The organism is Bradyrhizobium sp. RDI18 (assembly GCF_043203335.1).
Lineage (GTDB): Bacteria > Pseudomonadota > Alphaproteobacteria > Rhizobiales > Xanthobacteraceae > Bradyrhizobium > Bradyrhizobium retamae.
The window spans coordinates 6,415,056-6,441,712 of the sequence record NZ_JBICRN010000008.1 but is presented as its reverse complement, the minus strand read 5'-3'; the positions used below and the strand labels follow the sequence as shown (position 1 = coordinate 6,441,712).

Annotated in this window: 21 protein-coding genes and 2 pseudogenes; 9 read left to right on the top strand and 14 right to left on the bottom strand. The window is 63.5% G+C overall.

Features of this window, described 5'->3' with window-relative positions; genetic code table 11:
* Positions 1-24: 24 nt before the first annotated feature.
* Genes ACFXS9_RS40135 through ACFXS9_RS40125 form a run of 3 tightly spaced genes read left to right on the top strand, consistent with a single transcriptional unit; the run spans position 25 to position 3,055 of the window.
* Positions 25-705: an ABC transporter ATP-binding protein gene (locus tag ACFXS9_RS40135; RefSeq protein WP_392700269.1), complete on the top strand. Its 681-nt coding sequence runs from the start codon at positions 25-27 to the stop codon at positions 703-705.
* The gene (locus ACFXS9_RS40130; RefSeq protein WP_392698920.1) at positions 702-1,862 is read left to right on the top strand and encodes an ABC transporter permease; all 1,161 of its coding nucleotides are present in this window, start codon (positions 702-704) and stop codon (positions 1,860-1,862) included. Before ACFXS9_RS40135 ends, ACFXS9_RS40130 begins: the two co-directional genes overlap by 4 nt.
* 2 nt (positions 1,863-1,864) lie before the next feature.
* Positions 1,865-3,055: an ABC transporter permease gene (locus ACFXS9_RS40125; protein ID WP_065745708.1), complete on the top strand. Its 1,191-nt coding sequence runs from the start codon at positions 1,865-1,867 to the stop codon at positions 3,053-3,055.
* Positions 3,056-3,060: 5 nt separating this feature from the next.
* Here the strand turns inward: ACFXS9_RS40125 and ACFXS9_RS40120 are convergent, their stop codons facing one another.
* Complete coding sequence (locus ACFXS9_RS40120; RefSeq protein WP_392698918.1) at positions 3,061-4,041, bottom strand: Bug family tripartite tricarboxylate transporter substrate binding protein; 981 nt, start codon at positions 4,039-4,041, stop codon at positions 3,061-3,063.
* 233 nt (positions 4,042-4,274) lie between these two features.
* On the opposite strand from ACFXS9_RS40120, the gene ACFXS9_RS40115 reads away from it, so the two are divergent.
* Entirely contained in the window at positions 4,275-5,219 is a 945-nt protein-coding gene (locus ACFXS9_RS40115) for a LysR family transcriptional regulator (RefSeq protein ID WP_392698917.1), read from the top strand.
* Between the two features lie 69 nt (positions 5,220-5,288).
* Here the strand turns inward: ACFXS9_RS40115 and ACFXS9_RS40110 are convergent, their stop codons facing one another.
* From ACFXS9_RS40110 to ACFXS9_RS40095, 4 genes are all read right to left on the bottom strand, one after another.
* Entirely contained in the window at positions 5,289-6,035 is a 747-nt protein-coding gene (locus ACFXS9_RS40110; RefSeq protein WP_392698915.1) for a carbonic anhydrase family protein, read from the bottom strand.
* Between the two features lie 38 nt (positions 6,036-6,073).
* Positions 6,074-6,508: a DUF992 domain-containing protein gene (locus ACFXS9_RS40105; RefSeq protein WP_392698914.1), complete on the bottom strand. Its 435-nt coding sequence runs from the start codon at positions 6,506-6,508 to the stop codon at positions 6,074-6,076.
* A 123-nt stretch (positions 6,509-6,631) separates the two neighbouring features.
* Complete coding sequence (locus tag ACFXS9_RS40100) at positions 6,632-7,864, bottom strand: HlyD family secretion protein (RefSeq protein ID WP_392698912.1); 1,233 nt, start codon at positions 7,862-7,864, stop codon at positions 6,632-6,634.
* Positions 7,857-8,318, bottom strand: a complete 462-nt coding sequence (locus tag ACFXS9_RS40095; RefSeq protein WP_392700267.1) for a hypothetical protein — start codon at positions 8,316-8,318, stop codon at positions 7,857-7,859. Before ACFXS9_RS40095 ends, ACFXS9_RS40100 begins: the two co-directional genes overlap by 8 nt.
* Positions 8,319-8,807: 489 nt before the next feature.
* Between ACFXS9_RS40095 and ACFXS9_RS40090 the strand changes: the two genes are divergently transcribed.
* A complete protein-coding gene (locus ACFXS9_RS40090; protein ID WP_392698910.1) occupies positions 8,808-11,486 on the top strand; it encodes an alpha/beta hydrolase fold domain-containing protein in 2,679 nt (892 codons plus the stop codon).
* Between the two features lie 54 nt (positions 11,487-11,540).
* Here ACFXS9_RS40090 and ACFXS9_RS40085 read toward each other — a convergent pair whose 3' ends face one another.
* A complete protein-coding gene (locus ACFXS9_RS40085) occupies positions 11,541-11,930 on the bottom strand; it encodes a TfoX/Sxy family protein (protein WP_392698908.1) in 390 nt (129 codons plus the stop codon).
* A 148-nt stretch (positions 11,931-12,078) separates the two neighbouring features.
* Between ACFXS9_RS40085 and ACFXS9_RS40080 the strand changes: the two genes are divergently transcribed.
* A complete protein-coding gene (locus ACFXS9_RS40080) occupies positions 12,079-12,579 on the top strand; it encodes an L-2-amino-thiazoline-4-carboxylic acid hydrolase (protein ID WP_392698907.1) in 501 nt (166 codons plus the stop codon).
* A gap of 189 nt (positions 12,580-12,768) precedes the next feature.
* Here the strand turns inward: ACFXS9_RS40080 and ACFXS9_RS40075 are convergent, their stop codons facing one another.
* Positions 12,769-14,433, bottom strand: a complete 1,665-nt coding sequence (locus tag ACFXS9_RS40075) for a flavin-containing monooxygenase (protein WP_392698905.1) — start codon at positions 14,431-14,433, stop codon at positions 12,769-12,771.
* Between the two features lie 169 nt (positions 14,434-14,602).
* Positions 14,603-15,334, bottom strand: coding sequence for a gamma-glutamylcyclotransferase (locus tag ACFXS9_RS40070; RefSeq protein ID WP_392698904.1), 732 nt, complete (start codon positions 15,332-15,334; stop codon positions 14,603-14,605).
* 204 nt (positions 15,335-15,538) lie between these two features.
* Between ACFXS9_RS40070 and ACFXS9_RS40065 the strand changes: the two genes are divergently transcribed.
* Positions 15,539-17,131, top strand: coding sequence for a gamma-glutamyltransferase family protein (locus ACFXS9_RS40065; RefSeq protein ID WP_392698902.1), 1,593 nt, complete (start codon positions 15,539-15,541; stop codon positions 17,129-17,131).
* 506 nt (positions 17,132-17,637) lie between these two features.
* Here ACFXS9_RS40065 and ACFXS9_RS40060 read toward each other — a convergent pair.
* From ACFXS9_RS40060 to ACFXS9_RS40040, 5 genes and pseudogenes are all read right to left on the bottom strand, one after another.
* Positions 17,638-18,393: pseudogene (locus ACFXS9_RS40060) on the bottom strand (hypothetical protein); the annotation flags it as partial.
* Positions 18,394-18,611: 218 nt separating this feature from the next.
* Complete coding sequence (locus ACFXS9_RS40055) at positions 18,612-19,904, bottom strand: NAD(P)/FAD-dependent oxidoreductase (protein WP_392698900.1); 1,293 nt, start codon at positions 19,902-19,904, stop codon at positions 18,612-18,614.
* Between the two features lie 10 nt (positions 19,905-19,914).
* Positions 19,915-20,646, bottom strand: coding sequence for an amino acid ABC transporter ATP-binding protein (locus ACFXS9_RS40050; RefSeq protein WP_392698898.1), 732 nt, complete (start codon positions 20,644-20,646; stop codon positions 19,915-19,917).
* A complete protein-coding gene (locus ACFXS9_RS40045) occupies positions 20,643-21,296 on the bottom strand; it encodes an amino acid ABC transporter permease (RefSeq protein ID WP_392698897.1) in 654 nt (217 codons plus the stop codon). The genes ACFXS9_RS40050 and ACFXS9_RS40045 overlap by 4 nt, the downstream gene beginning before the upstream one ends.
* Entirely contained in the window at positions 21,296-22,063 is a 768-nt protein-coding gene (locus ACFXS9_RS40040) for an ABC transporter substrate-binding protein (RefSeq protein WP_392698895.1), read from the bottom strand. Before ACFXS9_RS40040 ends, ACFXS9_RS40045 begins: the two co-directional genes overlap by 1 nt.
* A 161-nt stretch (positions 22,064-22,224) precedes the next feature.
* Between ACFXS9_RS40040 and ACFXS9_RS40035 the strand changes: the two genes are divergently transcribed.
* Together ACFXS9_RS40035 and ACFXS9_RS40030 are read left to right on the top strand one after the other, a co-directional pair.
* On the top strand, positions 22,225-22,920 hold the full coding sequence (locus tag ACFXS9_RS40035; protein WP_392698894.1) for a cupin domain-containing protein: 696 nt from the start codon (positions 22,225-22,227) through the stop codon (positions 22,918-22,920).
* Positions 22,921-22,937: 17 nt separating this feature from the next.
* A pseudogene (locus tag ACFXS9_RS40030) lies at positions 22,938-25,234 on the top strand (molybdopterin guanine dinucleotide-containing S/N-oxide reductase).
* Positions 25,235-25,368: 134 nt separating this feature from the next.
* Here the strand turns inward: ACFXS9_RS40030 and ACFXS9_RS40025 are convergent.
* Complete coding sequence (locus ACFXS9_RS40025; protein WP_392698892.1) at positions 25,369-26,634, bottom strand: D-amino acid dehydrogenase; 1,266 nt, start codon at positions 26,632-26,634, stop codon at positions 25,369-25,371.
* Positions 26,635-26,657 lie beyond the last annotated feature (23 nt).

Here is a 26,657-nt window from a genome sequence, read left to right as displayed (position 1 = left end):
ACAAACGTGACAGCCGAACACCCGATGGTTCGCCTTACCGGCGTAAGCAAGCGTTTCACCAAGGGAAAGGAAACCATCTCGATTTTCGACCACCTCGATCTTGCGATTCCCCGCGGCGATTTCGTCGCCGTTATGGGGCCATCGGGTTCGGGCAAGACGACGCTACTCAACCTGCTGGGCGGCATCGATCGCGTCGACGGGGGCGAGATTGCGGTGGCCGACCATCGCATCGACGGCCTCTCCGAGGGCGAATTGGCGGCCTGGCGGGCCGCCAATATCGGCTTCATTTTCCAGTTCTACAATCTGATGCCGATGCTGACGGCGGCGCAGAATGTCGAATTGCCGCTGTTGCTCACCAAATTGCGCAGCAAAGAACGCGCCGAGCGTGTTCACACCGCGCTTTCCGTGGTCGGGCTTGCCGATCGCGTCAAGCATCGTCCACGCGAAATGTCGGGCGGCCAGCAGCAGCGCGTGGCGATTGCGCGCGCCATCGTCTCGGACCCGAACCTGTTGCTGTGCGATGAACCCACCGGCGATCTCGACCGTCAATCCGCCGACGAAATCTTATCGATCCTGCAACTGCTCAATGGCGAGCTCGGCAAGACCATCGTGATGGTCACCCACGATCCCGCGGCGGCAAACTATGCCAAGCGCGTCTTGCATCTCGACAAGGGTCGCTTCGTCGAACGGGAGCTTGCCGCGTGAACGATTTCGACCTGGTCCGGAAAAACCTGTTCCGCCGCAAATTGCGCGCGAGCCTGATGATCGTGTCGATCCTGATCGCCTTCATGATCTTCGGCGTGCTCGCCGGATTTTACCGTGCCTTCACCGCCGGCGAGGATGCAGCCGCCGCTGATCGGATGATCACGGTCAACAAGATCAACTTCACCCAGCCGATGCCGATCGCCTATTTCAATCGCGTGCGCGCGGTGGAAGGGGTGCGGCAGGTGACCTTCGCCAACTGGTTCGGCGGCTATTATCAGGACCCGAAGAACTTCATCATGGCGCTGGCGGTCGAGCCGAACACCTATTTCGACGTCTATCGCAGCGAATTCGAGGTTCCGCCCGAGCAGCTTCAGGCGTTCATGCGGGACCGCGGCAGCGCGGTGGTCGGCGAAAGCCTGGCGCAGAAGTCGGGTTGGAAGGTCGGCGATCGCATTCCTCTTAATAGCAACATCTTCAGCCAGAAGAGCGGCGGCCATACCTGGGATCTCACCATTGCCGGTATCGTCAAGGGCAAGGCCCAGCATGTCGACACCAACTTCCTCCTGTTCCAGTACGCCTATTTCGACGAGACCCGCAGTTTCGGAAAAGACACCATCGGCTGGATGATCCTCCAGACCACCTCCCCCGAAAACAACGATCGCGTGGCCAAGGCCATCGACGCGATGTTCGCCAATTCCACCGCCGAGACCTCGACCGATACTGAAAAGGCCTTCGGCAAGGCCTTTGCGGCGCAGTTCGGCAACATCGCGCTGATCGTGTTGCTGGTGGTCGGCGCCGCCTTCGTCACCATCCTGATGATCGTCGGCAACACGATGGCGCTGTCGATCCGGGAGCGCACCCGCGAGATCGGCGTACTGAAGACGCTCGGATTTTCAGGCCCGCGAATCCTAACGATGGTACTCGGCGAATCCGTACTGCTGGCGCTGCTCGGCGGAATTCCCGGACTGGCGATCGCGGCGCTGATCGCCATGGCGCTGCGCAACAGCCTCGCCAACGTCGTGCCCGGTTTTGCCGTATCGCCGACCATAGCTCTGCAGGGGCTGGCGCTGATGATCGCGCTGGGGCTGATCACCGGGATCATCCCGGCGCTCAACGCCATGCGGCTCAAAATTGCAACCGCGCTCGGACGGGGATAGGCATGCGTTCGCTTTGGCTTCAAGTGGCGGCGGTCACCGCCATCAATCTCAAGAGCATCTCGCAGCGCCGCTGGCTCTCGCTCTCGACGGTGATCGCGATCGCACTGGTAGTGATCGTGCTGCTCGCATTCCTGGCTATGGCCAACGGCTTCCAGCGCACCATTGCGGGATCCGGCGCCGACGACATTGCCATCGTGCTGCGGGCCGGCTCGCAGGCCGAGATCAACAGCACCGTGAGCCGCGATCAGGTGCGGCTGATCGAGGATGGACCCGGGATCGCGCGCGGCAGCGACGGCAAGCCGCTGATCTCGCCGGAACTCTATCTTGTGGTCGACGGCATCAAGCGCACGACCAAGACCAAGGCCAATCTGCCGCTGCGCGGGATCGGCGAACAGGGCTCCGAGTTACGCAAGGACGTTCGCATCACCGCAGGCCGCATGTTCAATCGCGGCAGCAACGAAGTGGTGGTCGGCAAGGCATTGCTGCGGGAATTTGAAGGGCTGGACCTCGGCTCTACCGTATCATTCGGCGCCACGCGCTGGACGGTCGTCGGCGTGTTCGAGGCCGGCGGCAGCGTGTTCGAATCCGAGATCTGGGCCGATCTTTCCGTGGTCCAAAGCCTGTTCAACCGCAACAATATAGTCCAAACCGTGCGCGCGCGGCTCACCGGACCGGCCGCACTGAATGAGCTCAAAAGCTACAGCGACAACGATCCGCGGCTGAAGCTCGATGTCAAATCCGAAGCGAGTTACTTTGCCGAACAGGCGTCGCAAACGTCCGACCTGATTCAGAAACTCGGCTGGCCGCTGGCGATCGCGATGGCGCTCGGAGCGGTCGCCGGAGCGCTCAACACCATGTATTCGTCGGTTGCCGCGCGCGCGACCGAAATCGCAACGCTACGCGCCATCGGCTTCGGCGGCTTCCCAGCCTTTGTCGGAACACTGGCCGAATCGCTGTTGCTCGCCGTCATCGGCGGCCTGTTAGGGGCCGCCGCCACCTATCTGATTTTCGATGGCGTCACGGCCTCGACGCTTGGTGGCAACTTCACCCAGGTGGTGTTCGACTTCAAGCTGAGCCCGTGGCTGATTGCCGAGGGCGTGATGCTCGCACTGATCGTGGGCCTGATCGGCGGGCTGTTTCCCGCGCTACGCGCCGCGCGATTGCCGATCGTCGAAGGCCTGTACGCGAACTGAACGCCCTATTCGCCCTTGAGGCCGGCGGTGCGGATCACCTCGCTCCATTTGCGCGTCTCGTCGTCGATGAACCTGCCGAATTCGGCGGCCGTGCCGGCGCGGGCTTCCAGCCCCTGGGCCAGCAGCTTCTGCTTCACCTCGGGGTCGGCCAGCGCGCGATTGATCTCTTGCTGCATCCGCTCGACGATCGGCTGCGGTGTGGCCGATGGCGCCATGAAGCCGAACCATCCGGACGCGACCACGTTGGGATAGCCCTGCTCGCGCAAGGTTGGAGCCGCAGGATAGATCGCGCTGCGCTCGGCGGAAGCCACGCCCAGCACGCGAAAATCGCCGCTCTGGATATGCGGTAACGCCGTGCTGATCGCAGTCAGGGTGGCATCGACACGGCCGGCGAGCAGCTCCGTGTAGGCCATCGCATCGCCGCGGTACTGCACGTTGAGACCCTTGACGCCGGCGTCGCTCAGCAGCAACTCGGCCGCCAGATGCGGCTGAGAGCCCGCGCCCGGCGAGGCGAAGGTCAGGCCGTCGGGCTGCGCCTTGCCATGGGCGATCAGTTCCTGCAGGTTCTTGAAGGGAGCCTTGGCGTTGACGATCAGAAAGATCGGCGCCATGACGGCCATCGCCACCGGTCGCAGGTCCTTGCGCGGGTCATATTTCAGTTGCCCGAACAGCGCTTCGGCCGTCGCATAGGGTGCCGCCGCGTAAAGAAAAGTATATCCGTCCGGTGCGGCGCGCGCGACCAGTTCGTTGGCGATGCGCGTGCCCGCGCCCGGCTTGCTCTCGACAATGAACTGCTGGCCCAGGCTGCGCCCGATCTGCTCGGCCAGAATACGCAGCGAGATGTCGTTGGCCCCGCCGGCCCCGTAGGGCGACACCAGCCGCACCAGCCGCGATGGCCAATCGCCCTCGGCGAACGCAGGCAAGCCCGGCCCTGCGGCGAAGGCGGCGGCGATGGTCCCCAGCAGAGTTCGACGTGTGACTGTCATGAATGCCCCTTGGATGCCTCTTGGGCTTAAAAGGGCCGCCTGCAATAGCGGCGCAGCCCGGCGTGTCCGTCCCATTTTTGATCGAGCCGCTTTGGCGCGATCGCATTGCTGGATCGCCGGGCCCTTCTTGATCGAGGCCGTAACGATAGATACCCGCCCTCTATCGAACAATGTGTATTTTTTGACCGATTGATAAGCTTGGCCTATGAATTCACGACGCTGGGAGGCGCGACATGGCAATGGATGTGACTTTGCGGCAGTTGCGCGCTTACGTGGCCGTGCTGGAGGCCGCGAGCTTCTCGGAAGCCGCCAAGGCCATGCACTTGTCGCAGGCGGCGCTCTCAGGATTGATCAAGGAGCTCGAGGGCCGCGTCGGCGTCCGCCTCCTGGACCGCACCACCCGCAAGGTTTCTGCGTCTAGCGTCGGCGAGACCTTTGCACCAATGGCACGGCGCGTGCTGTCGAACCTCGACGAGGCGCTGGAGAGCCTGACCAACCTGAAGGAGCTTCGCCGCGGACTGGTGCGCGTAGCCGCGCCCGAGACGTTATCGTGCACGCTGCTGCCGGAGCTGATCGCCGAATACAACAACAGCCATCCCGGCGTGGACGTCCGCTTCGACGACGTGCCGATCCAGGAGGTGCTGGCCGGCCTGCAGAACGGCTCTACCGACATCGGCTTCGGGCCGGCCGGCGTCGTTCCGGATCAATCGGTGGAAGTAAACGTGATTTGCGCCGACCCGCTCTGGGTGGCGTTGCGCAGCGATGACCCGCTGACAAAAGGCAAGTCGGTCAGTTGGAAGGATCTCCGCGACCGGCCGCTGCTCAACTACATGCCGAACATTGCCATCAATGTATTGAGCAATGTGCCGCCGCGGCATCACCCCAGAGAATTGGTGCCGGTGCACCGGGTGAATACCGCGCTATCGATGCTGCGGGTGAGACAGGGCGCCGTGATCTGCCCCTCGATGGCGGGGCCGCTGGTGCGCGGCTTCGGACTGACGTTCCTGCCGCTGCTGCAGCCGGCCGTCAAATGGAAGATCGCGATGTTCGTCCGGAACAGCGCATCGCTGTTAGCCGCCGTGGAAAGTTTTCGCGACTTCACACTCGATTTCAGCCCGAACTGGGCGGCCGTCGGAATCGAGCGCCGCCGCGCGGACGGGCGTCGGAAGACTACCTAACAAAGGGCGTCGTCCAACAATTCGGCACGTTGGCCGCGGCGTCTCGATCTACGCAAAGCGCGACGAACTTCAGGCCAAGAACTCCACCGCGCCGGTTTCGAGATTGTACATAGCCCCGGCAATGTCGACGCTGTCTTTGGCTTCCAGCTCGGCAAGCACCGGACTGCCTTTCCGAATGTTTGCGACTGTCATCTCGACGTTCGTTCGCGCGACAGCGTTGACGAAGTCGTAGTTCTTCGCGGATCGCTCACCCGCGTATTTCGTCGCCTCGACTGCCGGTTTGATCTTGCCGAGCAATCCGGTCAGGTTGCCCAACTCGGCATTGTCGATCGCGCCCTTGATCGCACCGCACGCGGTGTGACCCATTACGAGCACAACCTTCGCGCCGGCAAGTTTGCAGGCAAACTCGAGGCTGCCGAGAATATCGGCGTTTTCGACGTTGCCGGCGACGCGGCAGTTGAAGATGTCGCCGAGGCCGAGATCCATGATCACCTCGGCCGGTGCACGGGAATCGATACAGGTCAGCAACGCCGCCGCAGGATATTGTCCCAAGGCGCTTGCCTTCTGTTCACGAAGATAGTTGCGCTCCTTCCTCTCGCCTCTGCGAAAGCGCTGGTTTCCATTCTTCATGACCTGGATGATTTGATCGGGCGTCATTTTGTCCCGCTGCGCCTTGGTCAGCGCGTCGGCATAGGCCGGAGCTACGAAGCCGCCAGCACCGGCCAGACCCAGAGCGGTTGCGCTACCTGCCGCCTTGAGAAAATTTCGGCGACCTAAACAGGCGCAGTCCCGAGGATGTTCGTACTTCTGGCGCATATGTTATCTCCCACGAGTAAACGCTTCGACACAATGGCCTACCGCAATTCGAGCCTGCCAATCTCCAGAGCGACCTGTCGCTCGGAAGTAATCGGTTGCAGCGATATCCTCCGTTGCGAAACACCGATCAGCTTTGCTCCATTACCCAGTTCAACTGGAGAATCTCCGCCGGCTCGGACGTAACTTCCTCTCAGCGAGCCACGTGGCAGCGAGGTGGTCGGCGCAAACACCACCCATCCCATCGAGTCCCTCCTCGTTCCGGCCTCAAAACCGGAGCCGTTGACCGTGCCTGAATATATGTGGGGCGGTCCGTGATCGTCATGCTCGAAACGACATCGCATATGCCGCTGCGATCCAACGGGCGCCTGCATCTTGCAGGTGAGCAGTCCGGCTTTCACTACGGTTTGGGCGACGGCCGGTGTCACGGCGAAACAAACAAGAATGGTTATGGGCAGCAACCATGCATGTTTCATCGCAGCGCCCCCTTACGAACCAGGGTTGTGGGGATTGGAGCTGAGCGATGAGCTGCGTTGTCAGCCGGAAGCCGGTCGGCTTCACCTAGCACCGCAGCTCCAACCCTCCCATTTGGTTAGCTCTCAGTGTCCGCTCAATACCAGGGTTTTCACGGGAAGCAGCAAGGCTTGTATGCGCAACAGCATCGCATGCACGATTCCTACCGCATCGACTGCGTGCAGTGTGAACCCCTTGAATGCGCCGGTCTCTTTTGAAGCAATTCGTTCGTGGTTGCTGGTATAGGCGTTGACGATGCAACTGCTTCCAGGCGTGACGCCGTCGAGCCCGCCTTGATAGATCGGCTCCAGAAACGTTGTGATGGTGCCCGGGGCCCTCACCTGCTGCGCGTCGACCAGTTGCTCGCCGCCCCTGAACTGCCCCGCCGCGATGTAATCTTGCACGCCCGTTACCACCATCGGAATAATCGTCCAGGGCTTTGAAATGCACGTCGCCTCGGCGACCATCCCGACCTTCATGACCTGCGCTTCGATTTGTCCAAACCCCGCTGACAGCACCCGTTGTCCCGCACCTTCGGGAATGAGAATGCCGGCAGGCCGCATCATCGGATTGACGATGTCTCCCACGCGCAGCGTGAACTGCTCCACGCGCCCGGCGACACCCGCACGGATGTAGGTCTTGTTCAGTTCCACCTGCGCTTCGGCTAGCGCCGCCTCCGCGCTCGCCTTCTGCGCGGGTAGAAGAGCGCTCACGTTGGTCATCGCCGATTGTTTCGTAGCCGTTGCAGCATCGACCGCGCTTTGACGGCCCGCGAGCAGCACCTCCAGCTTTTCGATGTCACGCTGGGGGACAATGCCAGGATTGCGCTTCTGGAGTTCGCGCTTGACGTCCAGTTCATCCGATGCCTGCTGATAAGCGCTCTTCGCCTCCTGGATCTGTGCGTCCGCCTTGAGAATATCCGCCTGAGCCGCCAGCAAAGCGGCGTCGACCTCCGCGATCCTCCGCCGCGCCGTCTCCATTGCGGCTTCCTGCTTTGAGCTGTCGAGCTTGAAGATCACTTCACCCTTCTTGACGGGAGCGCTGAATTCAGCGTGAACTTCCGACACCCGGCCGATTGTCTCCGGAACGATCGGGACAGTCCTGTAGAACAGGGTCGCCGTAGAGGTGGACGGGTGAAAGTAGAAAATGACCGTGATCAGCCCCACCGTCAGCATGAGGCAGGCGACGATTCCCCACCTCAGTTCGAACCATACCGAATAGAACGTGATCTCCTTACCGAGGCGCTTTCCCTGCCTGTAGCGGCGATAAAGATAGTCGGGAACGATAGTCACCAAAGAGCAGAGAAGGAGCTCAAGCATGGCTGGGCACCTCGCTCTTGGCAGCGCGGGGTTTCGTCGTGTCCGATCCTTCAGCAGCATCCGCGTGAGTGCGGCTTTCGTCGGCGATCTCGGGTGCTTCGCCGCCGGATGGAGCGCCCGCGATTTTCTCGACCGATCCTGCGATCCGGCGCAGCGGCGTGCCGAAATCGGGCAAATCAATCATGGCAAGGAACAGCCCGATCACCCAAAAGAGGTGGTTATGCGTAAAAAGCGCCAGCAGGCCCAGCACTGCCACGATTTCGAATTGCAGCTTTTGCGACTTGTGCGCCATTCGCTCCGGCAACGAATGTAAGCGCAGATAGAAATTGCCGACCATCAGGACGGCGCCGATTAGAATGAAGCCGACCACCACCATGAGGATGTCGGTATCACCCGGAGCGGTGATGAAGCCCGGCAGATGATGGGGCGCGCTTGGATGAATTGACCCGCTCACGCCACTCTCCCCCTCAAGCGCTGTCGCCGAACCAATCTTAATAGTGCAACTTATTATAACCCAACTTGGAATCCAACATAGCGTTTTTGACGTGGGAAGCAGAAACGCGCAGCGCGGCTTCATCAGCCATCGCCGTCGGGCAGGATCGCCGGTGCATTTCGTCGTCGCCACGTCGCTTCAGATAGCAGCTAAAGGATTAATGCCGGTGCAATACAGTGAACACCGCCCTTTCCATGCTGCACTGCGGGTGAGACAATGCACTGCGATTTGCCCCTCGATGACGGCCGCGCGAACGGACGACGCAAGCGCATGGCCACATGCGTCACGGGTAAGTCGTTGCTTCAAACAAAGAAGATGCAAAGTCGCGGACCCGAAAGCCTCGCCCACGCGCGTCTGCAGTCAACATCCAATGATTGCATATGTCCTGATGACAAACTGAACACGCAGCAGTAGCCTCCTCCAAACTATATAACATACGGGAGGAGTGGCATGCCAGACGCAGCGGTCGCAGCTCGTTCTTCTGAAGCGACAAACAGCGGTACGACACAACAGGTCGATGTCGCGGTCGTCGGCGCCGGGTTTGCCGGCCTCTATCTCCTGCACCGCTTGCGCAAGTCCGGATTCACGGCGGTCGTGATCGAAGAGGCCGACGACGTCGGCGGCACCTGGTACTGGAACCGCTATCCCGGTGCGCGCTGCGACATCCAGACCATCGACTACAGCTACACCTTCGATCCCGAGCTGGAGAGTGCGTGGCAATGGTCGGAGAAATACGCAACGCAACCCGAGATCCTGCGCTATCTCGGTTTCGTCGCCGATCGATATGAATTGCGGCGCGACATCCGCTTTGGCACCAAGGTTACGGCAGCGAATTGGGATGAGGCGGCCGAACGCTGGCGGCTCACGACCAACAATGGCGCTGACGTTTTCTGCCGCTATTACATCATGGCGACCGGCTGCCTTTCTGCGCCGAAGCCGCCGGAGATCGACGGCGTGAGGGATTTCAAGGGCGAGGTCTATTTCACTGGCCGCTGGCCGCACGAAGAGGTCAAGCTCGCCGGCAAGCGCATCGCCGTCATCGGCACGGGATCATCGGGCATCCAGTCGATCCCGCTGCTCGCCAAGCAGGCGGCGCATCTCACCGTTTTCCAGCGCACGCCGAATTTCGCCCTTCCCGCCCACAACGGCCCTGCGCCAGCGGACCGCCTCGCGCTGCTGCAGGGCGACCGCGCCGGCTATCGCGAGCAGGCGCGGTGGTCGCTCGCGGGCGTCCCCTATCCGCAACAGATAGCGGTGAGCTGGCAGTTGAGCGATGCCGAGCGCCGCGAGCGCTTCGAGCAGGCCTGGGCCGCCGGCGATCTCGTCCACATCCTGACCCAGCTCTGGGCCGACCAGGGCGTCGACGTCGACGGCAATGCGCTGCTCGCCGACCTGATCCGCGAGAAAATCCGCGAGATCGTCAAGGACCCCGAAACGGCCGAGGCATTGACCCCGCGCGACCATCCGTTCGGTGCCAAGCGTCCCTGCCTCGATACCAACTACTACGCTACGTTCAACCGCCCCAACGTCACGCTGGTCAATCTGCGGCAGGAGCCGATCACATCGATTACGGCCTCGGGCATCACGACCGACAAGCGCACGTTCGATGTCGATATGATCGTGTTCGCCACGGGTTTTGACGCCATGACCGGCGCCATCAAGGCGGTTCATCCGATCACAGGCCGCAATGGCAAATCGCTGTCCGACATCTGGGCCAACGGCCCGCAGACCTATCTCGGGCTCACGGTCTCAGGCTTCCCCAATCTGTTCCTGGTGACGGGCCCGGGCAGCCCGTCGGTGCTGTCGAACATGGCGGTCTCGATCGAGCAGCATGTCGACTGGGTGGTCGAGCGGCTGGCGGCGCTGCGCGAGGCCGGCTTCACGACCATCGACGCGACCGAGACGGCACAGGCCGGCTGGGCGCAGCACATGGCCGACTGTTCGACGCTGACGCTGCATCGGCTCGCCAACACCTGGTACACGGGCGCCAACGTTCCCGGCAAGGCGCGGGGCGTGATGCCCTATACCGGTGGCGTCGGCCCCTATCGCAGCATCTGCAACGAGGTCGTCGCCCGCGGCATGCTCGGGTTCAAACTGACCGGCCCGAACGTTTCGGAGCAATGCAATGACGGCCAGGTCGTACGGCTGCAGCCGGACGTGCGGCTGGTGCTGGGCATGCTGGCGGAGATGAACCTGCCGGCGATCGAGTCGCTCGGCGCCCAGGGCGCGCGCGACTTCCTCACCGAATTCAACAAGGGACGTCCTGCCGGGCGGCCGGTCGGCGAGGTCGGCGACGGCGTGCTGCACGGCGCAGATGGCCTGCTGCAGTATCGTCTTTATCGGCCGGCAACGCCGGGGCCGCATCCGATCGTGGTCTATTTCCACGGCGGCGGCTGGGTGTTGGGCGATGAGCAATCCGACGATCCGTTCTGCCGCGACATCTGCCGCCGCAGCGGGATGATCGTCGTCAGCGTCGGCTATCGCCATGCGCCCGAGCATCGCTTCCCCGCCGCGGCCGAGGATGGCTATGCGGCAACGCGCTGGATCGCCGAGCATGCCACCGAACTCGGCGGCAGAGCGGGACCGGTGCTGGTCGCGGGCTGGAGCGCCGGCGCCAATATCGCCGCCGTCACCTGCCAGCTCGCACGCGACCGCGGCGGCCCGCAGATCGCAGGCCAGCTCCTGGTGTGCCCGGCCACCGATTGCAGGTTAGACCGTCCATCCTATACCGAGAATGCGGTCGGCTATTTCCTGACGCGCGCGCTGATGTTCTGGTTCTGGGATATCTATTGTTCACCCCATGACCGCACCGACCCGCGCGCCTCGCCGCTGCGCGGCAATCTGGCGAGCCTGCCGCCGGCGTTCGTGGCGACCTGCGAGTTCGATCCGCTACGCGACGAAGGCATCGAATATGCCGAGGCGCTCGCTGCTGCAGGTGTCCCGGTCGAGCAACTGCAGGCGCGTGGCCACATCCACTCGTCCCTGATGATGGTGGATGTGGTGATCACCGGCGTCAGCGGGCGTGCCAAGATGGCCGAAGCGTTGCGCAGTTTTGCGGGGTTGCCGCGAAAGCTGGAAGAGAGCGGCGAAGGCGCTTCGCCGATCGCGGTCAACGCGGCAGCGGGATAGGCGCGAGGCAACGGCCGCTCGGCTTCATCCGAGCAGCCAAAAGATTTGAGCCGCTTACGATCGGCGTTTGCGCGGCTTTGACGCTTTGCGCTGCTTTGGCGCGGGCCTCTTCGCCGCAACCCGGTGCGCGGCCGCCAGCGCAGCGCGCGCCCACGCGGCAAGCTCATCGGGTTCGTCGAACAGCCGCTCCGGCGCGCGCCAGAACGCGAGGTCGATGGTCTGGCCCTTCTTCACATAACTGAGCGGTGGAAACGCCGCGGCCTCTCTGAACGTCTCCCGGTTCTGATCATCGATCCGGAAGTAAAGCGTGTTCTCCGTCACCACGGCGAACATCAGCCCGTCGCAGAACACACCGGTCGCGCCGAACATAGGCCGCATGGTGAGACGGCCAAGCGGCGCGAACTGCTCGCGCAGAAACTCAGCATAGCTTTCGCTGACAGTCACTCCGCGGCCACTTCCTGCAATCTCCCCCGACGTTCCCCGCAAGGGTCATGCATCAGATTTTCTAAGTCAATCGTTCAGTTTATCTCGGTTGCGCTCGCCTTGACGTTCGCAATATCTCCGTGGAGATCGGATTCGAAAGGACCCTGCGATGAACGTACTCGACGATTATATGGTCGATCCTCGCCTGTCGCTGTTGGACAAAACGCGGATCCAGGCGCAGGTGCTGGTGCCGATGCTGCGGGCGCTGCGCGCGGAACTGGGCCAGGAAACGGCTGACGCGATTGCGAGACAAGCCTTGCGCGACTGGTCGAAGGCGCTGTTCGCCGCCATCGGCGAGAGCGTCGAGGGCAGCGCGCGGCGCAAATGGGCGACCATGCATACCGCGCTTGCCGAAGTTACCGAGCGGGAAGTAACGGTCGAGATGCGCCGCCACGACGAGGCGGCGCTGGAATTCGACGTCACGCATTGCCGGTTCGCGGAATTCTTCCGCGCGCTCGGCGAGCCGGAACTCGGCGCGCTGCTGGTCTGCGCCACCGATTTCGATATCGTTGCCGCCGGCGGCAGCGAGGTCCGCCTCAGGCGCGACCAGACCCTGATGCAGGGCGCGCCGAGCTGCACGTTCCGCTACGCATTCGCACCGCGATCTTAGGATACGGTAAGTTCGTGTCCCGGACGCGGTGCAGCGTGTAACGCTGCTCCGCAGAGCCGGGACCCACGCCGGCATAGGCCCCGGCTCTGCAGCGCACCGCCATAGCGTGTCGAAGACGCGCGTAACGCGCTTATGGCGCTGCGCTGCGTCCGGGGCACGCACATCCTACGCACTGCTTTTACGAGCGTCTTATTCTGCCGCGGTTGCGGACCTCGCCTCAACCCGCCCCTTCGCATCGAATACGATCCCCTCATACCCCTTCTCGGCAACTTCGGTGATCGCAGCGACATATTTCGGCGTGCCGCCATTATAGACGAGATACCGCGTCTTGCCGTGCTCGTGGCCGGGGATATTGGAATTGTAGCCGGTGAACCACGACTTGGCTTTGCGCATCAGCATGATGGCGTACATCTTGGTCACGTGCGCGGTCCAGCGCGCCTGCGCCTCCGCCGTCGGTTCGGCCCGCGTGTAGCCGCGATCCCACATGTAGCCGAGCAGGCCCATGCACCAGCCGACGCCATTCTCGATGCCGCGTGGAAAATTCGTCGAGGCCGAGCCGCTCTGCGGCCCGGTCGGCATCAGCAGGTTCGGAAAGCCATGCGCCATCATGCCGAGAAAGGTCGAGGGTCCCTCGCGCCATTCGTCGGCGAGCTTCACTCCGGCAACGCCCGTGATGTCGATCGCGTCGAATGCGCCAGTGATGGCATCGAAGCCGGTGGAGTACACGATGATATCGAGCTCGTAATCGCCCGCGCTGGTGCGCAGACCCGTTTCGGTGACCCGTAGAATCGGCGTCTCGCTGATGTCGACGAGATGCACATTGTCGCGGTTGTAGGCCTCGAAATAATCGGTCTCCAGCGGCACCCGCTGCACACCAAAACCGTGATCTTTCGGAATCAGCTTTTCCGCGGTCACCGGGTCCTTCACGCGCCTTCGGATGCGATCGGCGATATAGGCGGAAAACTCGGCATTGGCAGCCTCGTCGGTAAAGATCTCGCGGAAATTGCTGAGCCAGATGCCGAATCCGGGCTCATCATAGAGCTTGTCCCACAGCGCGATCCGTTCCTCGCGGGTAGCTTCATAGAAGCCGCGCCGATCCGGCTCATGCTCGAAGCCGCCGGGCGTGCGTCTGCAGGCGGCAAAGATCTCGTCGTAGCGCGAACGGATGTCGGCCATTTCCTCGTCCGAGATCGGGCTGTTATTCAGCGGCGCGCTCCAGTTCGGACGCCGCTGAAACACCGTGAGTTCACCGACCTTGTCGGTGATCTCACCGATCACCTGGATCGCGGTGGCGCCGGTACCGATGATGCCGACCTTCTTGCCGGAGAGTTCAACCGGCTCGTGCGGCCAATAGAAGGTATGGAACGAACGCCCCTTGAACGTCTCCATGCCTTCAAGCCGCGGCAGCGTCGGTACCGAGAGCAACCCGACCGCAAGAATGAGGAATCGGCAGCTCAGTTCACGCCCATCGTCGAGCCGGAGCCGCCACAGATGACGGCCCTCGTCGAACGCCGCCGCTTCCACCTTGCGGTTGAACCGCATGTATTTGCGCAGATCGAACTTGTCGGCGACGTAGTTGAGGTAGCGAAGATTCTCCGGCTGGCTCGAAAACCGCTCTTGCCAGTGCCACTCGTTGAGCAGCTCTTTCGAGAAGGAATAGCCGTAGGTGTAGCTCTCGGAATCGAAGCGCGCGCCGGGATAGCGGTTCCAGTACCAGGTTCCCCCGAGATCGGGGGCGGCATCGAGCACGAGGGCATCGACGTCGAGATCGGCCAGCCGCTTGATCTGGTAAATGCCCGACACGCCCGCGCCGACCACAACGACCTCGTAGTGCGACTTGATCTCCCCAGTCATGCGCGCCCTCTCCATTAATTATTTCTGCGTCGATCGTCTCCGCGCGACGGCTCTTATGATGCCAACTATCCGCGTCCTGCACTTGCGTCAGGATGCCGGATTGTGCGGCAAAATCAGCCTGAAACATTGTTTGAAAATAGACGCGGCAGGCCGCCGTGAGCTGACCGCCTCAAGCACCGGGAGCGCCGCCGATCTGCGCATGCAACTGCGCGACATACGGATCCTCGATCTCCAACGCTTGCAACTGCGTCGCCAGTTGCACGAGGTATTCGCGGTTGGTGCCGAGAACGCCCTTCCCGCTCGCGATCATTGCGGCGGTCTCGGCGAGCGGCAGTTCGCCGACATAACTCGGGTGCGAGCGGTTGGAGGTGAAGGCGAGTGCGGTGATTGGTCCTTGCGGTGTCGTCATCGGCACCATCGCCGGCGCATAGCCGCCGCGCAGCATTTCGCGGCGCCACAGGATCGCGGTCTCGGCATGGACGGAATCGGCCGCAATGCGGAACGCCAGCCCACGGCAACATCCCAATTGCGGCTCGAGCGAAAGCATCAGCGCCGGATAGTCGTGCGATCCCCGGCCGAGATTGATCTTCAGCGTGAAGCGGCGCTGATAATTTTCGACGTCTGCGAGCCGGACTTCGGCGAAGTGAAAGCCGGGGTCCCACATCAGCGAACCGTAGGAGTAAACCCAGAGGTCGTCGCCATCAGGATGACCGCCGAGCACCGCAAGCCGCGACTCCTCGATCGCTTCGTCCGTCAGCCGCCAGCCTGCCGGCCATCCCGCGGCCCGCGCCCGCTGCTCCCACATCGAAAACATCTTTGGCGTCAGGCGCAGCAGCGATTTTTCCGGGTGCGTTACCCGGGCCCGCAGCTCCGGCAGATGAATGAATGCGTCGGCGGTCAAGCCAGTATGCTCCTTTGTGGATACGGCGATCGTTCGCAATGTGCCATTGTCGGACGCAAGACGCCAACACGAAGACGGGCGATGCGAATTCCCAGCATGTTATTCTGTCATGGCTGGCCTGAGATTTTTAGGGTGTAATGACGTCAACGAGATCTTCTGCCCGACCGGCAGCCACACACGTTACAGGGAATCAAAGGCAATCCGATGCGCGACCAGTTCTCCAATGCCCAAGCGATACGCAAGCCGGCCGTCACTTCCAACGGCGGCATCGTCGCCGCGCAATCAAGCAGGGCGGCGCAAGTGGGGGCCGAGGTGCTGGCCGCGGGCGGCGACTGCATCGATGCCGTGATCGCGACAACGTTTGCGCTTGGCGTTCTGGAACCCTGGATGAGCGGGGTCGGCGGCGGCGGCGCGATGGTGCTCTACCGGGCGCGCGAACACCGCTATGAGGTGATCGACTACGGCATGCGGGCGCCGCTCAGCCTGCGGGTGGAAGATTATCCGCTGACCGGCGGTGGCGCGGCTTCCGACATCTTCCCCTGGCCGCGGGTGAAGGACGACCGCAACATTCACGGCCCCAGCTCGATCGCCGTGCCCGGCGTCGTCGCCGGCATGGAAGAGGCACACCGCCGCTACGCCAAACTGCCGTGGAAGGAATTGCTGGCGCCGAGCATTGCACTCGCCGGCGAGGGGCTTGCGGTCGACTGGTGGACCACGGTGATGATTTCGAGCGCGGCAGCAGACTTGCGGCGTTACCCCGCGAGCGCCGCCGCCTATCTCCAGGACGGCCTACCGCCCAACCCGCAATGGGGCATCAGGTCCAAGGTCCGCATGCCGCAGGATCGCCTCAAGGCCACGATGGCGCAGCTTGCCAGCGCCGGCCCGCGCGACTTCTACGAGGGCGATCTTGCGCAGAGCCTCGCCGCCGACATTCAGGCCGCCGGCGGCGCGCTGTCGGCCGAAGATCTCAAGCCATTTCGCGCCGCTGTGCGCGAGCCGCTGGCAATCCCCTATCGCGGCGGCAAGGTGTTCGCGACGCCCGAACTCACGGCCGGGCCGACGCTGACGCGCACGCTTCGTCTGCTGCAGGAAAATCTCGAGCCTGCGCGCAGCGGACCGGACGCTGCGGCCTACATCGCCTATGCATCGGCGCTGCAAAAAGCGTATCGCGAACGCCTCAAGGACATGGGCGATGAAGACGGCAGGCGCGCGCTCGGCGCCGAAGCGCTGGCGCCGGCCTGCACCACGCATTTTTCCGCCGTCGACCGCGACGGCAACATGGCCGCGGTAACGCAAACGTTGCTGTCCACCTTCGGCTCCAAATTCGTGACGAACCAGACCGGCATCACCATGAACAACGGCATCATGTGGTTCGACCCGACCCCAGGCACGCCGAATTCGCTGGCGCCGGGCAAGCGGTGCCTTACCAACTACACGCCCGTGCTGGCGCAGGCGGCGGACGGAAGGCGCATCGCGGCCGGCGCTTCGGGCGGTCGGCGCATTCTGCCGGCGGTAAGCCAGCTTCTGTCCTTCGTGATGGATTACGGCATGGATCTCGATGCCGCAATCCATCAGCCGCGCATCGACGCCAGCGAAGGCGCGATCGTGATCGGCGACGTCCGCCTGCCGCAGGCCGCGCGCGAAGCGCTGGGCTCGCGTTTCGATTACGAGGAGGCGCGCATCCAGAACCTGCCGATGAAGTTCGCCTGCCCCAGCGCGGTGCTGCGCGACGGCGAAACCAACAGCGGCGCCACCGAGCCGTTCCACGCCTGGAGCGAGGCAGTGGCGGAGGGATAGAAACAGGCCTCCGGGGAGCGGCGCAGCAATGGCAAAATGCCGCTCAACCGGAAAAGTGCGGCAGATCGGATGCCGCACTTTCCATTTCTAACCGGCTGACGTGGCGGCCTCTTGCGAGGCCAGACACACCCGCTTACCGCGCCTGTGGCTCGAGCGTGACCGTGCAGTCGCCGCCCTGCATGGCGATCACGATCTGTCCTTCCGAGGCGCCCAGTGCAATCGGATTCGTCGATCCCCCGCCGCCCGGCGCACGAACGGTGACGCTGAGCGAGATCCTGCGGTGCAGTCGAACCAACCGTCGTGGGCGAGACTTCGGTGACGTTGCCCGCGGTATCCCGGCGCATGATACGGCAAGGCGCACCGCCGGCCTGGGCCATCGCGTCGGCCCCACGTCCACCACCGGCGGTCTCGCCGCCCGCTGCGCGAATGCGCGACGCGTCGCGCGGGATCTGGCTTACGATCCGTTGCGTGCCGGGTTCAACGATTACAATTTCCTCTTCGGTGGTGAAGTAATCATAGCCGCGATACGCCGGCTCGATCGAAACAATCGCCGCAGGCAGTCGCTGGACCCGCACGTGCCGAGGAATGCGCTCGCCCACCCGGATCGAGACGTTGAGATTGCGCTGTGGCGGCGCCAGGCGTTCGCGGGTCAGCCTCTCGGAGATACGTACCTGCTTCTCGGTCGAGAGCTGCTGGCGGTCTTGCGTCTGGGTGGTCTGGGTCTGTGTCCGCGTGGTGTCAGTCGCGGTGCCCGGCCGGTCGGTCTCCTTGCCCTGCTCAGCCGCATCCTTCGAGGTTCTGTCCCGTTGATCGCGGCTCGGCTCCTTCTGGGTGGTGGTTGTGCCCTCGCGCTCCTTTTGGGACGTCGTAGTTCCGCTCTTGGTCTTCTCGGACTCGGCGGTGCCCTTGGTTCTGTCTTTGGCACTGTCCTTAGCGCTCTCTTTGGCGCTCTCCTTGGCATCGCGGCCGCGATCGGCCTCCCGATCGGCCGGGCGGGCGCCCTTGGTTTGCTCCGTGGCCCTCTTCGCGTCATCGCCGCGGCCACGCTTGCTGTCTTCGCTCGCAGCCGTTGGACGCTCGGCCCCAGGTGCAGCCTTGCCCTTCTCTCCCGCCTGCCGGGAACCGGCTCCTCTTTCCTCACGATCTGCCGCGCCTTGAGCCTTCTGCTCAGCACCCTTCTCCGCGCCCTTGGCGCGTTCCTGCGCTCGCTCGGCACCGCGTTCTTGCGATGCAGCACCCTTACCACGATCGCTCGGCTGCATCTGCTTCGGTTCCTCGCTTCTCCCGCCCGGGGCCTGGCCATACGACAGCCCCGGTGCCAGCATCAGGCAAATTAATCCAGTCGATAACAGCAACTGCTTGCGCATCTTGACCTCCTCGAAATGGGCCCTGCGCAAGCGAACGTTCGCCGGGGATGGAAAGTTCCCTCCAGGGCGAGGATGCATCTGTTGAGCCGACGAGCACTAACGCAGCCGCGGCTTTACATTCCCAGCCGGTCCCGCACCCGCCCGGCCAGCACGGCCGCGGTGACGCCGAGCGGCCAGAATGCGTGCAGCGCCATCGGCTTGATGCCAGAGATAGGCATGTCGATCTCGGCGTCTTTGCCGCCGATCAGGCGGCGCGCAAGTTGCGCGCCCATCGCGGTCGAGAGCGCGACGCCGCGGCCGTTGCAACCGAGCGAGACCAGAAGATTCTCCGCCGGCTCATGCACATGGGGATAATGATCTGATGTGATCGCGAGCCGGCTATTCCAGCCGTGCGTCCAGGTCACGCCCTTCAGCCGCGGCCACAGCCGTTCGGCATAGCGGATGAGATAGGCGACATCGCCAGGCTTGCTGATCCAGCGCATCGGCCCGCGTCCGCCCATGAGCAAACGATTATGCGCATCGATCCGGTAATACACCGTGATATGCCCGCTCTCGTACAACACCGAGCGCGTCGGCATGATTTCGCGTGCGACCTCCTCGGATAAAGGCGCGGTGGCCGCAATCGATGAAAACACCGGCACGATGGTGCGGCGCAGGTCCGGCCACAGATCATCGGTGAATCCGTTGGTTGCCAGCAGCACTTTTTCGGCGCGCACGATCCCGCGCGGCGTCTCAACGCGCCAATGCGCGCCTTCACGCGACAAGGAGAGCGCCGGCGTCTCGCCATGGACGGCTGCGCCGGCCGCGATCGCTATGCGCGCCAACCCGCGCGCATAGCTCAGCGGATGCAGGTCGCCACCGCGATCGTCCAGCATGGCGCAGAGATAGCGGTCGGTGCCGGTGATCTCCCGCATCTGCTCGCGATTCAAGAGCGCCACCGGCATGCCGCGCCGGATGCATTGCTTTGCCGTGGTTTCGATTCCCCCGGCGCTCGCCTCGTTATAGGCCGCGCGCAGCGTGCCGTTCTGCCTTGCTTCGCAGGGAATCTGGTAGCGGCGGATCAGGTCGAACGTGTAGTTGGTGGTGCCGTAGGAAAACGCGATCATGCGGCGGCCGAGTTCGGCGCCGAAATCGGCCTCGATCTGATCGGGGTCGTGCTTAAGCCCCGGGTTGACCTGGCCGCCATTGTTGCCCGAGGCGCCCCAGCCCGGCTGTTGCGCTTCCAGCACGATCGTATTCACGCCCTGCTCGGCCAGATGCAATGCGGTGGACAGCCCGGTGAAACCGCCGCCGATGATCGCGACCGCAACGTCCTTGTCTCCATCGAGCGGCGGCGTCGGTGCCGGCGCGACCGCCGTATCGGCGTAGAGACTTGGCGGCAGCGGAAGTCGGATGGGCGTATGCATGCTGGCGAGCTCAGAGCGGATGCAGCACGCGCCGCAAAAAATCCTGCGTGCGCGCATGCTGCGGTTGATTGAGCACGGACTTCGCCGGCCCCTGCTCGACGATCACGCCGCCGTCGATGAACAGCACGCGGTCGGCGACATCCCCAGCAAATCCCATCTCGTGGGTGACGACGACCATGGTCATGCCGTCGTCGGCAAGCTTGCGCATCACTGACAGCACGTCACCGACCAGCTCGGGATCGAGCGCCGAAGTCGGTTCGTCGAACAGGATCGCCTTCGGCTGCATCGCGAGCGCGCGGGCAATCGCAACACGCTGCTGCTGACCACCGGAGAGTTGCGGCGGATAGCTGTCGGCCTTTTCGGCAAGCCCCACCTGCGCCAGCAGCGCGCGGCCGCGCGCCAGAGCCTCGGCGCGCGGCTCCTTCTTCACATAGAGCGGCCCCTCGATGACGTTTTCCAGCGCGGTACGGTGCGGAAACAGGTTGAAGCGCTGGAACACCATCGAGACTTGCGTCCGAATCGCTACGATCGAGGGCGCGGTGCGATCGACCCGCGCGCCTTCGACAAGGATGTCGCCGCGGTCATAGCTCTCCAGCCCGTTGATGCAGCGCAGGATGGTGGATTTGCCGGAGCCTGACGGGCCGATGACGCAGACCACCTCGCCCTTCTCGACGGAAGCCGTGATGCCCTTGAGCACCTCGACCTTGCCAAAACTCTTGTGAACGTTGGTGAGTTCGATCATTTCTGGCCCCCGCGCTTCTCGAAGTGACGGACCAGAAGGATGAGCGGGATGCTCATGGTGAGATACATCAGCGCCACAAGCGTGAACACGCTGGTGTTCTTGAAGGTGGAGGACGCGATCAGCTTGCCCTGCAGTGCGAGCTCGGCCACCGTGATGGTCGACGCCTGCGACGAATCCTTCAGCATCATGATCATGATGTTGCCGTAGGGCGGCAACACGATCTTCACCGCCTGCGGCAACACCACGCGGCGCATGGTCTGCCACCAGCCCATGCCGATCGCCTGCGCCGCCTCGATCTGCCCCTTGTCGATCGCCTCGATGCCGGCGCGGAAATTCTCCGCCTGGTAGGCCGAATAGGCGATGCCGAGGCCCAAGATCGCCGCCTGCAGCGCCGTCAGCGTGAGGCCGAGTTCAGGCATCACGAAATAGAGATAGAACAGGAGCACGATGATCGGGATGCCGCGGATCACGTTGATCAGCCCGGCGCTGAACCCTGCGAAAATGCCGATGCCGGATACCCGCATCAAGGCCCAGACCAGGCCGAGCGCGGTCGACAGCAACAGCGAGCCGATGGTGACGATGACCGTCAGCGCCACGCCGCTCATCAGGATCGGCAGGAACTCGGTCGCGTCGCGCCAGAACGCCTGCATCAGGCACCCTGTGCCTTGAGGCCCCATTTATCGAGGATCTTTTCGACCGTGCCGTTCGCCTTCAGCTTCGCCAGCGAGGCATTGATCTTGGCGAGCAGCTCGGTATCGCCCTTGCGAACGCCGATGCCGACGGAACCGACGGTGGCGGGCTTGTAGCTCTCGACGATGCGCGCCTCGGGGAAGCCGCCTTGCTTCAGGTTATAGGCGAGGATCGGATAATCGGCGAAGCCGGCCTTCAGCCGGCCGGCGTTCACGTCGCGCAGAATATCGGGAATGGTGTCGTAGGCCTTCACCTCGCTGAACAATCCCGACTTCTTCAGCGCATCGACGAACGCCGTCCCGACCTGCGCGCCCACCACTTCGCCTTTCAGATCGTCCTGCTTGGTGTAGGTCTTCGTATCGCTCTTCGGCACCAGGAGGCCTTCGCCATAGCTGTAAAACGGCTCGGAGAAATCGATCACTTCCTTGCGCGCGGGCGTAACGAACATCGCCGCCGAGATGATGTCGATCTTGTTCGAGGTGAGCGAGGCAATTAGGGTCGAGAACTGCATCGGCTCGATCTGAACCTGGAAACCGGCGTCCTTGCCGATCTCGGTGATGAGATCGACCATGATGCCCTGAATGCTGTTGGTCTTGGTGTCGAGGAATGTGAAGGGTACACCGGTCGGCGTCGAGCCCACCTTCAGCACTTTTTGCGCGGATGCCGGCATTGCGGCTGTGAGAACCAAGGCCGCCACCGCGGCCTGAACGCGACGCTTCAGAGCCATCGCACCACCTCCTGAAACTGCACGCCGCCCGGGCCTGCCCGCCTTAGACCAAAGAGTTGCGGGCAACGCCATTCAGGCCTATTTTCACCAATATGAAATTGTGGTCACACTTCTCCGGGGTTTGCAAGCGATTTTCATGCACATGAAGGAAGCGGTCTGACGTGAGCGGCGGCAAGCGAATAAAGAAACCGGCGTTCAAGGCCAAGGCAAGGGCCAAGAAAAAGGCCGCCGGAAAGGCAACGGCCCGGCCGAAGGCGAGGACCGCCGTCAGGCCGGCCGAGCCGGCGATGGACCTTGCGGTCGGCCGCCGCATCCGCGACCTGCGCCGCGAGCACAAGCTCTCGCTGGAGACGATTGCGGCGAAGACCGATCTGTCGATCGGCTTTCTCAGCCAGATCGAGCGCGGGCTGTCGTCGCCTTCGCTCCGCGTGCTGGCGACGCTGGCCGACGTGCTTGGCGTCGGCATCGCCGCGCTGTTCGGCTCGCAGCCGAACGACGCGGCGGCATCCGGCGGCGTGGTGACGCGCGAAATGCAGCGCGCCGAACTGAAACTGTGGCGCACCGGCATTTCCAAGCAACTGCTGAGCCCGGCGGGTACTGAGAACCGCCTCAATCTGTTTCTGGTGCACATGGAGCCCGGCGGCAACACCGGCGACGAACTCTACACCCATGACGGCGAAGAGGCGGGACTGGTGCTGGAAGGCGAGATGACGCTGACCGTCGACGCCGAGACCTGGTCGCTCAAGCGAGGGGACAGTTTTCGCTTTGCCAGCCGCAGGCCGCACCGCTTCTCAAATCCCGCGAAAGATGCGAAAGCGGTCGTGCTGTGGGTGAATTGCGTGACGCAGGCGTCATGAACAGTCTGGAACAACGGATGGATCAAGCCCGAGAGGATTGGAGCCCACACAGCGCGCATTGGGGCGCCTTCACGGCGCGGTGGAACGGCGCGACGCTGGATATCAAGCCGTACGAGCACGACCCGGCGCCCTCCCCGATGTTGCAGAATTTCACCACGGCGATGCGCCACAAGGCCCGCATCCTGCGGCCGATGGTGCGCAAGTCGTGGCTGGAGCGAAGCGCACCCGCTCCGCGCACCTTCGACCAGAAATTCGTCGCGTGCCCCTGGGACGAAGTGCTCGACCTGCTCGCAGGCGAATTGGCGCGGATCCGAACCGAATATGGCGCCGCCGCGGTCTATGGCGGCTCCTATGGCTGGGCCAGCGCCGGACGTTTCCACCACGCGCAGAGCCAGGTTCATCGCTTCCTGAACATAGCGTTCGGCGGCTACGTGCGTTCGGTGAACAGCTATAGCGCCGGCGCCTCGGCCGTGATCCTGCCGCATGTCCTCGGCAGCTTCGAAGGCATCTCGCGCCACAACGTGACGTGGGATCAGATCGCCGAGCACACCGATACGGTGCTGGCCTTCGGCGGCATGGCGCTGAAGAATTCGGACGTCGCAAGCGGCGGCATCAGCCGGCACATCGAGCGCGACGCGATGCAAGGGCCGCGCGCCGCGGCGCCGTGTTCTACGGCATCGCTCCCTTGCGCGACGACATGCCGGAAGCGGCCGGTGCCCGGTGGATGCCGATCAAGGTCGGCACCGACGTCGCCCTGATGCTGGCGCTCGCGCACACGCTCCTCGTCGAGGATCTGTGGGACAGCGGCTTTGTCGCACGCTATTGCACCGGCTTCGACATCTTCGAACGCTATCTGCTCGGCCGCGACGACCATACGCCAAAGGACGCGGCATGGGCCGCCGACATTACCGGCATTCCGGCCGGCACCATCGTCGACATCGCCCGCCGGCTGCCGCGCGGACGCACCTTGATCACGGTCTCGCATTCCCTGCAGCGGGCGGAATATGGCGAGCAGCCGGTGTGGATGGGCGCAGTGCTCGCGGCCATGCTGGGCCAGATCGGCCTGCCCGGCGGCGGATATAATTACGCGCTTGGTGCGCTCGGCCACACCGGCCGACGTCTCAACGCGGTTCCGATCCCGACGCTGTCGCAAGGCAAGAATGGCACGGCCGACTTCATCCCGGTCGCGCGTGTCGCCGACATGCTCCTCAACCCAGGACAAACGTTCGAATACAACGGCCGCACGATGCGCTATCCCGACATCAAGCTGGTCTACTGGGCGGGCGGCAACCCCTTCCATCATCACCAGGATATCAATCGGCTACGGCGGGCCTTCAATGTCCCGCAAACCATTGTCGTGCACGAGAGCGCCTGGACGCCGATGGCGAAGTTTGCCGACATCGTGCTGCCGGCGACCATGACGCTGGAGCGCGACGATATCGGCGCCGCCGGCACCGATCCGAGGCTGGTCGCGATGCGTAGGGCTGTGGAGCCGATCGGCGAAGCGCGCGACGATTTCGATATTTTTGCCGCGCTGTCGCGGCGATTGGGCGTCGAACAGGCCTTCACGGAAGGACGCGATACCAGGCAATGGCTGGCCCATCTTTACGAGCCGACGCGGCGGGCGCTTGCCGATGCCGGTTGGGATGCGCCTGACTTCGACGAGTTCTGGCGGCGCGGCGAACTCGCGCTGCCATCGGCCCCCGATGATGGCGGCTTTCTGCGCGCCTTCCGCAACGATCCCGTCAAGAACAAGCTGCCCACGCCAAGTGGCAAGATCGAGATCTATTCGAAAACCATCGCGGGCTTCGATTACGACGATTGCCCGCCCCACCCGGCATGGCTGCCGTCGACCGAACTGCCGGATCAGCGCCACCCGTTGACGCTGATCGCCAACCAGCCAGCGACCCGGCTGCACAGCCAGCTCGACTTCGGTGCGTACAGCCAGTCCAAGAAAATTGCCGGCCGGGAAGCCGTCCGTCTCAACCCCGTTGATGCGACGCGCCGCGGCATCGCTGATGGCGACATCGTCCGCCTGTTCAATGATCGGGGCGCGTGTCTGGCCGCCGCCGCCGTTTCAGACGACGTCATGCCCGGCGTGGTGCAATTGTCCACCGGCGCCTGGTACGATCCGCAAGCCGGCACGGCAAAACATGCGCTCTGCATTCACGGCAACCCGAACGTGCTCACCCGCGACATCGGCACGTCGCGGCTCGCGCAAGGTTGCTGCGGTCAGGTGACGGTGGTCGAGTGCGAGAAGTATGAGGGAGCGTTGCCTGCCATCCGCGCCTTCGATCCTCCCAATCAGGATTGAAGCGGACGGTAGCGGGGTGACGCGCCAGCGTCATTCCGGGGCGATGCGAAGCATCGAACTATGGTGCGCAATTGCGCACCTGAGATCTCGAGATTCCGGGTCTGGTGCTTACGCACCATCCCGGAATGACAGCGCTAGCCAAACCGCTGATCATACCGGCTCACGCTGAGTTCGCTCACATCGATATCCGGCTTCCGTCCCGACATCATATCCGCCAGCACCCTTCCCGAGCCGCATGCCATGGTCCAGCCGAGCGTGCCGTGGCCGGTGTTGAGGTGCAGATTGCCGTAGCGCGTCGCGCCGATCACCGGCGGTCCGTCCGGCGTCATCGGGCGCAGGCCGCACCAGAAGCTCGCCTTGCTCAAATCGCCGCCGCGCGGAAACATGTCGGTCAGCGAATGATCGAGCGTCGCCCGCCGCGCCGCATCGAGCGTGTTCGAATAGCCGGAAATTTCCGCAGTGCCGCCGACGCGGATGCGGTCCCCCAGCCGCGTGATCGCGACCTTGTAACTCTCATCCATCACGGTCGATACCGGCGCGCCGTCGGGATCGATGATGGGAACCGTGATCGAATAGCCCTTCACCGGATAGACCGGGACAAAAACGCCCAGCGGCTTGAGCAACCGCGGCGACCAGCTTCCGAGCGCGGCGACATAAGCATCGGCCTGCAACAACCCCACACTGGTGACGACGCCGGTAATCTTGCCGCCTTCCGCGACCAGCCGCTCGATAGTGGTATTGAACTTGAACTCGACGCCGAGCCTTGCTGCTTCCCTGGCGAGCGCCTGCGTGAACATGTGGCAATCGCCGGTTTCGTCCTGCGGCAATCGCAGCCCGCCGACGAATTTGTCCTTCACGGCCGCGAGCGCCGGCTCCGCGCCGATGCAGCCGGTGCGATCCAAAAGCTCGTACGGCACGCCGTATTGCTTGAGCACGGCAATGTCGTCGCCGGTCGAGTCGAGCTGCTTCTGCTTGCGGAAGAGCTGCAACGTGCCGCGGCTGCGCTCGTCATATGTGATGCCGATCTCGGCGCGCAGCGCGCGCAAGGAGTCGCGGCTGTATTCGGCGATCGGGATCATCCGGCTCTTGTTGACCGCGTAGCGCTCTGCCGTGCAGTTGCGCAGCATCTTCAGGCCCCAGATCCACATCACAGGATCGAGCTTGGGCCAGATCACCAGCGGCCCGTGCCGCATCAATAGCCACTTGATCGCTTTGACCGGCACGCCGGGGCCAGCCCAGGGCGACGAATAGCCGGGCGATACCTCGCCGGCATTGGCAAAACTGGTTTCCTGTGCAGGCTCAGCCTGACGATCGACGACGACAACTTCGTGGCCGGAACGCGCCAGATAGTAGGCTGTGGTGACGCCGATCACGCCACTGCCGAGAACGATGACTTTCACAATTCCTCACGCATCCGCCGCGG